At 63.3% G+C, this 10,966-nt stretch carries 11 protein-coding genes; 4 read left to right on the forward strand and 7 right to left on the reverse strand.

The window, feature by feature from the left end; translation table 11 throughout:
• Positions 1–642: 642 nt before the first annotated feature.
• Entirely contained in the window at positions 643–1,392 is a 750-nt protein-coding gene (locus AC56LK_RS24980) for an MBL fold metallo-hydrolase (protein ID WP_497187142.1), read from the reverse strand.
• A 223-nt stretch (positions 1,393–1,615) separates the two neighbouring features.
• On the opposite strand from AC56LK_RS24980, the gene AC56LK_RS24985 reads away from it, so the two are divergent.
• Positions 1,616–2,425 (forward strand): redoxin family protein, encoded by an 810-nt coding sequence (locus AC56LK_RS24985; protein WP_497187143.1) that lies wholly within the window; start codon positions 1,616–1,618, stop codon positions 2,423–2,425.
• 30 nt (positions 2,426–2,455) lie between these two features.
• On the opposite strand, the gene AC56LK_RS24990 is transcribed toward AC56LK_RS24985, so the two are convergent.
• The 4 genes from AC56LK_RS24990 to AC56LK_RS25005 all read right to left on the reverse strand — a co-directional run bounded on the left by AC56LK_RS24990 (position 2,456) and on the right by AC56LK_RS25005 (position 7,889).
• Complete coding sequence (locus tag AC56LK_RS24990; protein ID WP_497187144.1) at positions 2,456–4,057, reverse strand: methyl-accepting chemotaxis protein; 1,602 nt, start codon at positions 4,055–4,057, stop codon at positions 2,456–2,458.
• Between the two features lie 300 nt (positions 4,058–4,357).
• Positions 4,358–5,185: a thiol:disulfide interchange protein DsbG gene (gene dsbG / locus AC56LK_RS24995; protein ID WP_497187145.1), complete on the reverse strand. Its 828-nt coding sequence runs from the start codon at positions 5,183–5,185 to the stop codon at positions 4,358–4,360.
• Positions 5,186–5,211: 26 nt separating this feature from the next.
• Complete coding sequence (dsbD, locus tag AC56LK_RS25000) at positions 5,212–7,035, reverse strand: protein-disulfide reductase DsbD (RefSeq protein WP_497187146.1); 1,824 nt, start codon at positions 7,033–7,035, stop codon at positions 5,212–5,214.
• 47 nt (positions 7,036–7,082) lie between these two features.
• Positions 7,083–7,889 (reverse strand): redoxin family protein, encoded by an 807-nt coding sequence (locus AC56LK_RS25005; protein ID WP_497187147.1) that lies wholly within the window; start codon positions 7,887–7,889, stop codon positions 7,083–7,085.
• 214 nt (positions 7,890–8,103) lie between these two features.
• On the opposite strand from AC56LK_RS25005, the gene AC56LK_RS25010 reads away from it, so the two are divergent.
• The 3 genes from AC56LK_RS25010 to AC56LK_RS25020 all read left to right on the forward strand — a co-directional run bounded on the left by AC56LK_RS25010 (position 8,104) and on the right by AC56LK_RS25020 (position 10,545).
• Positions 8,104–8,769, forward strand: a complete 666-nt coding sequence (locus AC56LK_RS25010) for a response regulator (protein WP_369090168.1) — start codon at positions 8,104–8,106, stop codon at positions 8,767–8,769.
• Positions 8,766–10,097, forward strand: coding sequence for an ATP-binding protein (locus AC56LK_RS25015; protein WP_497187148.1), 1,332 nt, complete (start codon positions 8,766–8,768; stop codon positions 10,095–10,097). The genes AC56LK_RS25010 and AC56LK_RS25015 overlap by 4 nt, the downstream gene beginning before the upstream one ends.
• Positions 10,098–10,233: 136 nt before the next feature.
• Positions 10,234–10,545: an EF-hand domain-containing protein gene (locus AC56LK_RS25020; RefSeq protein ID WP_497187149.1), complete on the forward strand. Its 312-nt coding sequence runs from the start codon at positions 10,234–10,236 to the stop codon at positions 10,543–10,545.
• Positions 10,546–10,627: 82 nt separating this feature from the next.
• On the opposite strand, the gene AC56LK_RS25025 is transcribed toward AC56LK_RS25020, so the two are convergent.
• Together AC56LK_RS25025 and AC56LK_RS25030 are read right to left on the reverse strand one after the other, a co-directional pair.
• Positions 10,628–10,825 carry a hypothetical protein gene (locus AC56LK_RS25025; RefSeq protein ID WP_497187150.1) on the reverse strand — a complete coding sequence of 66 codons (198 nt, stop codon included), beginning with the start codon at positions 10,823–10,825 and terminating at the stop codon, positions 10,628–10,630.
• Positions 10,826–10,884: 59 nt separating this feature from the next.
• A partial coding sequence (locus AC56LK_RS25030; RefSeq protein ID WP_497186712.1) for an IS3 family transposase occupies positions 10,885–10,966 on the reverse strand: 82 nt, incomplete at its 5' end.

The raw sequence follows: 10,966 nt of genomic DNA on the forward strand, positions 1-10,966 counted from the left end.
TCATGCTCTTGAATGAAGAACGGCCCGGCCGAAAAATCGACCGGGCCGTCAAGGCCCTACCTCATCGTTACACCGTTCGTGTCCTGAAGAAGGACCTTAACTGAACGGCATTACACCTTGCGGTGGCTTTTTCTTTTGCAACTTGGCGGAGACGGTGGAAGTCCTATTGGGTCGCAAAACCTGCATGGATACTGGCGTTCATCCAATACAAATTTGGCACTACCCCTTCTCATCCTCTTTCATGCGTTGCTCGAACCAGGACAATGAAGGACGATCCTGCACTCATCAGCACTGACTTCCCAAAAAAAAGATTCTGCGCGCGGATAGCGTCATCAGATCGCTTGCCGTCGCTAACGCAACGCGGCGACCGCCGATGACTTGAGGACAACTTTGCAGGGTCTGTCTCGTCCCTGCAATCAATGGCTCACACTTCGACCGCACTTTTAAACTTACACGAGTTCGCCTAGATGAACGAACAAGCGAGCGAACCTTAGGAAAGCGAACGTCTTCTGGCCTTCCACCATCGCGAGCGACTCTGCCAGAAGGCCCCGAGACTAGCTTAGTGATTATTTAACTGACGACACTTCATTCGTCAATATTTTTCAATGGCATGCATTGGTCGCCCGATCCGATATCGACGAATTATCCTTGCGGACTCTCAGTCATCTGCTGGCAGTACTTGCTGAGATTCTCCGGCAGATCAGTCGGACACACGCCGCATTGCTTATTCCCGGGAACCGCGTAGTCGATAAATTTAGGATATGGCAGCTTGAGGCTCGCCATAATCTGCCGGAACTCCTCAATCGAACGGTCCAAACCAAGGCGAGGATTGCGCTCCTTTTCTTGCATGACGGAAGACACCCACCTTTTCTGATAATCATGCGCCGGGTAGACGAGCGTTTCATCGGGCAGCGTGAACAGCTTTCCGCGCACGCTGTGGAAGAGCGCATCCGAATCGCCCTGCTGGAAGTCGGTGCGCCCGCAAGCTTCGATCAACAGGGCGTCGCCCGTGAAGACGCGGTCCCCGAGCACATAGGCAAAATGACCCGACGTATGGCCCGGCGTATGCAGGGGCTGGAATTCCATTGAGCCCACTCTGAAAGGCGTCCCCTCTTCCAGCTGAACATCCGCGCAGTCAACGCGTTCCGCCGCTGGCGCTGCAATCCTGCTCCCCACCCTGTTCTTCAGTTCCAGCGCCGCCGTGATGTGGTCGGCGTGAACATGGGTGTCGATGCTGTATGCAAGTGTCAGCCCCAGGCGCCGAAGCTCCTCCAGGTCACGATCGATGGTCACGATCACCGGGTCAATCAATACCGCTTGCCCGGTTTCCGGACAGCCGACCAGATAGGTGTAGGTACTGGACAAAGGCTCAAACAGCTGGCGAAAGATCATGCGGTTTCTCCTACTGACGATCGGGGCGTACGTGCCCTCGGATTCCGCAGTATAGAACGTCGATGAGGTCTCTGGCGCGCACTGCCACCGCGAGAAAGCCGCGTTCGATCGCTAATGCTGCATTAATCCGCGAGCTTTAGCATTCCGTGGCAAGTTGGTCTCGAAGCCATGACACGGCCGCTGCATGACGGTCCTGTCGGGCTGTCCTTTCAGGAGCGAAGTGGTGGACGAATTCGACGTAGGCAGTTTGGGAATTCCGGTGCTGGCCATCCTCGCCAGCGCCGCAGTCAGCTGGTGGTACTGGCGCAGGATTGGTTGGCACAGTTGGCCGGTAGTGTGGAAGACGATTCTGGGCAGCTTGGTCGCCGCCCGGATCACGTTCGTACTCCAGAATGCACCGGAGTATGCTGCCGAGCCGCTCTCGATCCTGAATCTCAGTGACGGTGGATTCTCGGACACGGCCGGCATCCTGGTGGCATTCATGCTGGGGGCGCACCTGACTGCCAGGACGAACACGCCGCGCCGGCCGGTTTTCGCCGCAGTCCTGGGTGCGGGCGTGGTCTGGATCGGCGGCGCCATCGCCCTGCTCGATTTCGGACCGCCCAGCACACCGGTGCCCCTGGTCGAGCTACGGCGGCTCGACGGCACGCCGGTGCAGCTGCGGACCCTGACGGACAAGCCGATGGTGGTCAACCTGTGGGCTACATGGTGCCCGCCGTGCCGGCGCGAGATGCCTGCGCTGCAGGATGCCCAGAGGCGCCATCCCGGCATCACCTTCGTCTTCGTCAACGAAGGCGAGGACGCGGTGACGATCGGGGCGTTCCTGGCGCAGCAAAAGCTGCATCTCGACAACGTACTGACCGACCGCGCCAGGGAACTCGGCCGCCGCACTGGATCGTTTGCCATGCCGACGACGCTCTTTTACGGCAAGGATGGACGCCTGTTCATGCGTCACATGGGTGAACTCGACCGTAAGGGCCTCGACAGACGCCTGGAAATGCTCGCAGCGCCTGGGACGGGGGCCAGGCGCTGACCAGTGGCCGGCCGAACCCGCCGCCATTGATCACCCCGCCATCGCGCGGGACGTATGCGAAGCCCCGCCGTTCAGGCGCAGCAAATGCGCGGCCTGCTCCGGAGCGAGCTTGAAGGTGCTGACGACCGCCAGCAGCTCCTGCGCCTGCGCCCGCATCGCGTCAGCCGCAGCAGCGGCCTCTTCGACCAGCGCCGCATTCTGCTGCGTGACCTGGTCCATTTGTGCGATGGCCTGGTTGACCTGGGCGATTCCGGCACTCTGTTCCTGTCCGGCAAGCGTGATTTCCGCCATGATGTCTGTGACGCGCTTCACGCTGGCGACGACCTCGGTCATGGTGTCGCCCGCGACATTGACGAGCTTACTCCCAGCATCGACCTTGCCTACCGAGTCGCCGATCAGCGCCTTGATTTCCTTTGCAGCGGCCGCACTGCGCTGCGCGAGGTTGCGTACTTCGGATGCCACCACCGCAAAGCCCCGGCCCTGCTCACCGGCACGTGCAGCTTCCACCGCCGCGTTCAGTGCCAGGATATTGGTCTGAAATGCGATGCCGTCGATCACGCCGATGATGTCGGCAATGCGCTTGGCGGCCTCGTTGATCGCACCCATCGTACCCACCACCTCCTCTACTACCTGGCCACCCTTCAGCGCGACCTCGGAAGCCGTCGTGGCCAGCTCGTTAGCATGACGCACGCTTTCGGTGTTTTGCTGCACGGTGCTGGTGAGCTCCTCCATCGAGGCTGCGGTTTCCTCGAGCGAGCTGGCCTGCTCTTCGGTACGTGCCGACAGATCCAGGTTGCCCGCAGCGATTTCGCCTGACGCAGTCGTGATCGTATCGGTGCCGTCGCGTACCTGCTGCACCAGGGTAGCCAGGCTGTGCTGCATCTGGCGCATGGCGAACATCAGGCTGGTCCGGTTGCGCTCGTCATCGAGGGCAATCTGCACGGTCAGGTCGCCGGCCGCGATCGACCCGGCAATGCTCGCGGCATAGTCAGGCTCGCCGCCCAGCTGACGGGTAATACTGCGGGTGAGCCAGAACGCGACGGCGCCGCCCGCAACGATGGCGAAGAAAGCAAGTACCAGGCTCAGCGTGAACATCGTTTGCGTACGTGCGATCAGTTCGGTCTTGACCTGTTCCGCCGCCGTGTTTTTCTCCTTCAGGATCTTAAACAGCTCCGCACGCATTTCACGCCAGACCGGGGTTTCCTGGCTATTCAGGATCGTGACGCTGGAGGCGGCATCGGTCTTTACCAGTTCGACGATACGATCTTGTACCGCAGCACGCTGCTGCTGAAGGTTTTCCAGCTTCGCCAGCGCAGCCGCTGCGGCGGCATCGTTTTTCGCGAGTACATGGGCGGTTTTCAGCGCGTTGCCGAAGTCCTTGCGTGCAGCTGCCAGGTTCTTGTAGCCGATTTCATTGTCCGGCGCGAGGATGACATTGCGCAGCGCTTGTCCCATTTGCAGACCCTGCGCGTACATCGTATTCGCCTCTCCCAGGAATGCCTGGTCCTGGTCGACAAAGCTGCCGAAACGCGCGCTTGCATCGCGCATGCCCGAAATCGCAACAGCCAGCGCGACCGCGAACAATATAAAAACGATGGCCATGCACAAGGCCATCTTGTTTCGTAATTTCATCCGTTCCTCTCAGATATTCAGGTTCACTGTCTGCACAGCAGTTGCCGAAATTATCTATTGAAACAGATAGTTCCACGAAGAAATAATGATGGAGTTTTGCTTGTTTTCATAGAGTGACGCTGCCATACAACAAGCCTTTATCACTACCAGACGAACGCCTGCAGCCTGCGTCCTCACTGGAGGAAACAGGCTGAGGTGGTCTACCAGTCAGCTGTCGTGCACGCATTGATGCGGGGGTTAATCAGCTCATCAGCAACCCTCTACCCAGGAAGTACATGCTGGTTTAACTGGTGCTGCGCTTCAATTGAATTTAGCCAGCGCCGGATCGGTCACTCGCTGCTCCGGCAGCCCGGTGATGGACGGCAGCTCCGACAGACGGGGCATCCCGCTCCTTACCTGGACCTTTCCCTGCTTGTCGCGCCAGACCACGCCCGGGGTGCCGGCAATGCCGAATCCATCCATCAGCTCTCCGTTGCGCCGGATCGATGCCGCCACCGATGGATGCGACTGCTCGGTCTTACTGGCGTCCGGCTTCCACGGCTTGCCGTGGTTTTCCTCCATGCGCCGGAACGCTGCGGTTTTGTCGGCCGCGGCAAGCACCTCGATCGCTTTCGGCATGCTGGTCGGGCCAAGCGTCGCGACCGGGATCCAGCGCACCTGCAGCCCGGCCGCTTCGTACGGCTGCACGGCACGCCACATGAAGTGGCAATATGGGCAATTCGCGTCGACGAAGGCGTAGATGACGCTCTTCGGATTCTTGATGCTGCCCTCGGCGATGAAGGCCGATTTCTCCAGCTGCGCGAACGCGGCCTCGAAATCCGGCTTGGGGATGTACATGTCTTCATGCTGGGCCGACAGGTTCTGTCCGCGTTCGTCGATCAGCGCTCCCGCTACCAGGGTCTTCCCATCCGCCGTCGTGTACACCAGCGAATAGCGTGCTCCCTGGGCCAGCACCCAGCCCGTGAGCCCGGAGGCCGCCGGGAACTGCTTCACCACCTTGACGCCGGCGTCGACGGCGCGCGCGAGCGCCGGCGGGGTCTGCTGGGCGGCAAGGGCCCCCGTGTTGATGAGTGCTGCCGCAAGAGCGGCAGTTACCATGGCTGAAAGCGCGAGTTTGTAAGCCTGCATGTTGACTCCGATGGGAAAGTTATTATTCAAGGTCGGATGCCCGTTTGCGCGGCCTCGGCCTTGCGCAGCGAAGCGAGGAAGGCATCGGCATTCTCGTAGCCGATGACCCGGGTGCCACCGAGTTCGCGGCCGTCAGCGCCGAAGAAGATGATCCCCGGCGGGCCGAACAGCCCAAAGCGCTTGAGCAGGGCCTGGTCGGCCGAATTATTGGCGGTGACGTCGGCCTGGAGCAGCAGCATCTGCCCGAAGCGCGCCTGGACCCGGGGATCGGAGAAGGTGAAACGCTCCATCTCCTTGCAGGACACGCACCAGTCCGCGTAGAAGTCGAGCATGACGGTCTTCCCGGGACTCCTGGCCAGGATGGCGTCGAGCTCGTCGACCGAACGGACGCGCTGGAACGGAGTCTCTCCATGCGCCTCGGCTGTCGCGAACGGCGCCAACGGATTGCTGCCGCCGGCGGTTAGCCCGGCCAGCTGCGCCAGGCCGAGCACCCCGGCGACCAGGCCGGTCGCCACCGCGAACGGCCGGCGCGGTCGTGGCAGCAGCAGCGAAGCCGCGTAGCCGGCGCCCAGCAGGCCCCAGCCCAGCATCAGGGCCCGCGACGGCAGGACCGGCGCGGCAATCCACAAGGCGGTGCCCAGCATCAGCACGCCGAAGAAGCGCTTGACGCCGTCCATCCAGGCTCCGGCGCGCGGCAACAGCGTGCCCGCCGAGGCGCCGACCAGCAGCAGCGGCACGCTCATGCCGGCGGCCATGGCGAACAGTGCGCTGCCCCCGATGAAGGCATCCTTGGTCTGGCTGATGTACACGAGCGCGCCCGCGAGCGGCGCGGCGACGCAGGGTCCGACGATCAGCGCCGAGATGGCGCCCATCGCAAACACGCCGGCGTGGGTGCCCGCTCCTTGCCGGTTGGACGCCCCCGCCAGGCGCGACTGGATCACCGCCGGCATCTGCAGCTCGAACACGCCGAACATCGGCAAGGCCAGCACGACCATCAGGAGGGCAAACCCGCCCAGCACCCAGGCATTCTGCAGTGCCGCCGCCAGTCCTTCGCCCGCCAGGCCCGCCGCCACGCCCATCGCGGTGTACACGATCGCCATGCCGAGCAAATACGACACTGACAGTGCCAGGCCCCGCAAGCGCGACGCGGAACCCTTGTCGCCGACGATGATCGAGGAAAGGATCGGCAACATCGGCAGGACACAGGGCGTGAACGACAGGCCAAGGCCCAAGAGCAGGAACATCGGGACGATGACCGCCAGCTCGCGGCTGCTCAATGCCCGTTCGATGCGCCCGCTATCGTTGTCGTTCGATAGCGTGCTGTCCGGCGCGGCAGCTGCCGGCCGAGGGCTTGCCTGCGCCGCGGCGGCGCTCGAGGACGCCCCCGCCGGCCCGGCAGCGGCCAGGACCGCGGTCGATGCCATCGGCGGGTAGCACAATCCTTTGTCGGAGCAGCCCTGCGAAGTGGTCTTCAATCTGAAGCTTCCGTTCCCGTCCACCGGAATACGCAGCTTGACGATGCCCCGGTAGGTTTCCATCTCCTTCTGGAAAGTCTCGTCGAAGTGCTTCTCGCCGGCCGGGAAGGCAGGCTGTCCCAGCCGGGTCTGCCCGGCTTCGAATGCGAAGCGCTCGCGGTACATGTAATAGCCCGGTGCGATGTCGAAGCGCACTTCCGCCGTCTGTCCGTCGACCATGGTGGCGGCGAAGCGGAATGCCTGCTCAGGGGGCAGGAAATCGTCGTCGGCCGCCGCCGCGCTGCCGGAGGCTGCAAGCAGCACCGCGGCAAGCGGGACCAGCAGCGCCAACAGCCACCGGCCCAGTCCGGTTACCGTACGTGATAAGAAGACCATACGCTCTCTCCTGTTGTTCATTGATGTCGCTCTGTCGCGTTTGCGGCTCAGCGCTTGCTGCGCAGGACTGCCAGGTGTTCGGCCAGCGTCGCGCTCGATACCTCCCCCATCCGCTTGTCGACAAGGATGCCGTTCGCGTCGACGAACAGCGTGGTGGGCAGGCCCGGGACGCCGGCTGCCTTGGCGAGTGCTCCACCGGGGTCGAGCACCACGTTCCGCAGCGGCAGGCCCTCGGCCTTCAGGTAGGCACGTACCGCGACGCTGTCCTCGCCCTGGTTGACGAACACGAAGCTCAGGTCGCTCGCTTCCCGCTGTGCCTTGCCAAGGGCGGGCATTTCTCGCCTGCAAGGCGGACACCAGCTGGCCCACAGGTTGACCACCATGGGCTTGCCGGCAAACATGGCCAAGGGAACGGCGCGCCCGTCGAGATCCGTCAGCGTCACCTCGGGCAAGGCCTGGCGCTCGGTGGCTATGCGAAGCAGCCCATTCCCGCCGATCCAGATGAAGAGGCCGGCCCATACGGCGCTGACGATCGCCGCACGCTGGTCGGCCCTGCGCCATGCCAGGAGGGCACCGATGACGACGGCCGCCGTGAAGCCCGCGACAGGCGCCAGCCCGCCGTCGCGCAGGTCGGGCAGCCGCCAGGGCTCCTCCGCGTACAGAGGCCAGTAACGGGCGACAAAGACGATGCGGGCCACGAATATCGCCCCGGCGATGATCAGCCAGAGCGAGCCCTCGGCCTTCACGCCGCGCGCGGCTGCCACCCGGTTGCCGATCGCAGAGCCGAGGATGATCGTTGCAAAGATGACCAGCAGTTGCCCGGGCAATGCGAGCGGTCCGAGTGTGACAGTCATGGTGTTGTGCTTTCCTGCGCATGGCGCCGGCCCGGACGGGCCCGGATGGGCCCGGACAGCGCCAGGCGAATGCCTCATCCTATTCTTTGCCGATTAGCACCACATTAACGAATCTGCCGAACTGCCAGGACGCCCGCTCCCGCCTACCCGTTAATCGCGGCATAACCGTAAAGCGGTAAGATCGCGGTTCCTGCTTTTACTACTCGGGTTAGCCATGCGTGTACTCGTCATCGAAGACGACGAACTTGTCGCCAGCGGCATTCTGGCCGGCTTGCGCCTTTCGGGAATCGGGGCCGACCATGTCGCCAATGCCTCGCAAGCGGAAATGGCCGTGCAGACCGGCCGCTTCGACGTCCTTCTCCTCGATCTCGGACTGCCGGATACGGACGGGCTCACGCTGCTCAAGCGCTGGCGCGGCGCGGGCAAGGACTGGCCGGTGCTAGTCCTGACCGCGCGCGATGACGTACAGGACAAGGTGGCCGGCCTGCGCAGCGGCGCCGACGACTACCTCGTGAAACCTTTCGAGCTCGACGAACTGGTCGCACGGCTGCATGCGCTGCAGCGGCGCAGTGCCGGCCGCAGCGTCGACCGCATCGAACATGGTCCGCTTGCCTTCGACCCGGCCACCCAGGTGGTGACGCTGGATGGGAACCCGGTCGAGCTGTCGCGGCGCGAGCTGGCCCTGCTCCAGGCCCTCCTCAACAGCGGCCAGCGCATCCTCAGTGCCGACCAGGTCAAGGACAGCCTGTATGGGCTCGGCGATGGTGTCGAAAGCAATGCCCTGAACGTCCACATCTACCACCTGCGCCGCAAGCTCGGGCCGAACATCGTGGAGACCGTGCGTGGCCTTGGGTACCGGCTCGGCAAGGCGGGGGCATGAAGACGCTGCGCCTGCGCCTGCTGGTCACGATCGGCGCCTCGTTCGCGCTATTCTGGACCATGTCCTCGGTCTGGACGCTGGTCGACCTGCGCGACGAGTTCCGCGACGCACTCGACGAGCGGCTTGCTGCATCGGCGCGCATGGTCGCCGCGCTGATCGCCGACTCGCCCCATCTTTCGATGCAACCGGGCTCGCGCGGGTCCAGCCCGATCCCTTACCTGGTCCGCACCGACAACGTGGCCTGCGAGATCCGGCAGCTGCGGGGCGGCATCGTGGGCCGCACCGAGAACAGTCCGCAGCGCCTCGGCCTGGTATCGCCCGGCTACCGCACCCGCGTCATCGACGGCATAACCTGGCGCAGCTACACCATCGAGCACAATGGCATGCGCATCACCACCGCCGACAAAGTGGAGCGCCGCCAGCAGCTGTTCCGAAACATCGCGTTCGCGACCTTCGTGCCCTTCCTGGTTGCCATGGGCGCGACCCTGTTCGCGCTATGGTTGGCCGTACGCCATGGCCTGCGCCCACTGGAAAGGATCCGCGTTGCCCTCGAGGCCCGCGAACCCGGCGCGCTGCAGCCGCTGCCCGAGCAGGACCTGCCGCGCGAACTCGTCCCGCTGGTCACGACCGTCAACGGTCTGCTGGCCAGGATCGAATCCACCATCGAGCGCGAACGGCGCTTCACCGGCGACGCCGCGCACGAACTGCGCACCCCGCTCACCGCCGTGAAAACCCATCTCCAGGTCGCCCGGATGAGCGCAGGCGGACCGGAGACGGCAGTCGCGCTGCAGCAGGCCGAACGCGGGGTGGGCCGCCTTCAAGGCATCATCAACCAGCTCCTGATCCTGGCGCGCGTCGAGGGGTCGATGTCGTTCGAGGACGACGAGCGCCTGCCAGCCGGCGCAATCGCGGAGCAGGTCCTCGCGCAACTTCCGGCGCAGCAGGCCGCCAGGGCGCGCGTGCGTGACGAAGGCGGCGCGGCGTGCGTGCTCCGCCTGCCGGCATCCCTGGCGGTGACGGCGCTGCGCAACATCGTCGACAACGCGCTGCGCTACGGCGACGGCGACGCCCCTGTCGCGCTGCGGATCGTGCGGCATGGCGGGACAGCGGGTTTCACCGTGGAAGACCAGGGCGGCGGCATGAGCGAGGCGGAGATCGGCAAGGCCGGACAGCGCTTCTGGCGCAAGGGTGGCGGCCAGGGCAGCGGCCTGGGCCTGTCGATCGTCAAGGCGATCGTCGCGCGCTACGACGGCAGCTGGACACTGGAACGCCGCGAGGGTGGCGGCTTGGCCGCGCACCTGCGCTTTCCCACCCAGCGAAGCGCTTGATTGGACAGGCCCAGACGGCTTTCCTGGCGCGCGCCCGCCATTTCCTTATTGTCGTAGATTGGGAAGCGCTTATGTGTGCAGGCCTGGAAAGACCGGAAGTTCGATCGGATTTTATATTTTCAGAAAAGGAAATGAGATGAACAAAGTCTTGACAATATTGGCGGTCGCATTCATTGGTGCGAGCGCACCGGCCCTGGCCATGGACGACATGAACAAGGGCATGAAGATGAAGATGAATATGAAGATGATGGACTCCAACGGCGACGGCGCCATATCAAAGGAGGAGTTCATGAAGCACCACGAGATGATGTACGAAAAGATGAAAAAAAACAAAGATGGGACGGTTGACTTGAAAGACATGTCGATGATGAGCCCTCACGATATGAACATGATGGGCAAGGACAAGCCCAAGGCTGCAGCGAAAGAGACCGAGGCGATGTCCAAATAAAGCCGATGTGTTTCGCCGGCATTAGCCGTCCGCGCCCGATGAAACCATCAGGCTGTGTTCACGGTTAACGCCAGCTACCCCGTCACGCACTCGCTCCGGAGAGCAAGCGGCTCGAATTCAGCACTACGCTCAGGCTGCTCGCCAGCATGGCGCAGGCTGCCGCCACCGGGGTCACCATCCCGCTCGATGCCAGCGCCAGCACCGCCACGTTGTAAATCATGGAGAACGCCAGGTTCTGGCGCACCACCCTGACGGTATGCCGTGCATGCCGCCAGGCCACGGCAACCTGCTCGACGCCGCCGCTTGTGAACTGACCCCAAATAGTTGGACGTTAAGTCGTTAAGCGCCCATGGCCTGGGTCCTGTACTGCACGGGACTCAGGCCTTTTAGTTTGAGTTTGATGCGGTCATTATTGTAATAC

This window comes from Telluria sp. ZB4P36 (assembly GCF_059685865.1).

What these genes read in the sequence shown, in the direction of transcription:
- AC56LK_RS24980 (WP_497187142.1), bottom strand. Translation starts at nt 1,392, where the DNA reads ATGATCTTTCGCCAGCTGTTTGAGCCTTTGTCCAGTACCTACACCTAT.
- AC56LK_RS24990 (WP_497187144.1), bottom strand. Translation starts at nt 4,057, where the DNA reads ATGAAATTACGAAACAAGATGGCCTTGTGCATGGCCATCGTTTTTATA.
- dsbG (WP_497187145.1), bottom strand. Translation starts at nt 5,185, where the DNA reads ATGCAGGCTTACAAACTCGCGCTTTCAGCCATGGTAACTGCCGCTCTT.
- dsbD (WP_497187146.1), bottom strand. Translation starts at nt 7,035, where the DNA reads ATGGTCTTCTTATCACGTACGGTAACCGGACTGGGCCGGTGGCTGTTG.
- AC56LK_RS25005 (WP_497187147.1), bottom strand. Translation starts at nt 7,889, where the DNA reads ATGACTGTCACACTCGGACCGCTCGCATTGCCCGGGCAACTGCTGGTC.
- AC56LK_RS25010 (WP_369090168.1), top strand. Translation starts at nt 8,104, where the DNA reads ATGCGTGTACTCGTCATCGAAGACGACGAACTTGTCGCCAGCGGCATT.
- AC56LK_RS25015 (WP_497187148.1), top strand. Translation starts at nt 8,766, where the DNA reads ATGAAGACGCTGCGCCTGCGCCTGCTGGTCACGATCGGCGCCTCGTTC.
- AC56LK_RS25020 (WP_497187149.1), top strand. Translation starts at nt 10,234, where the DNA reads ATGAACAAAGTCTTGACAATATTGGCGGTCGCATTCATTGGTGCGAGC.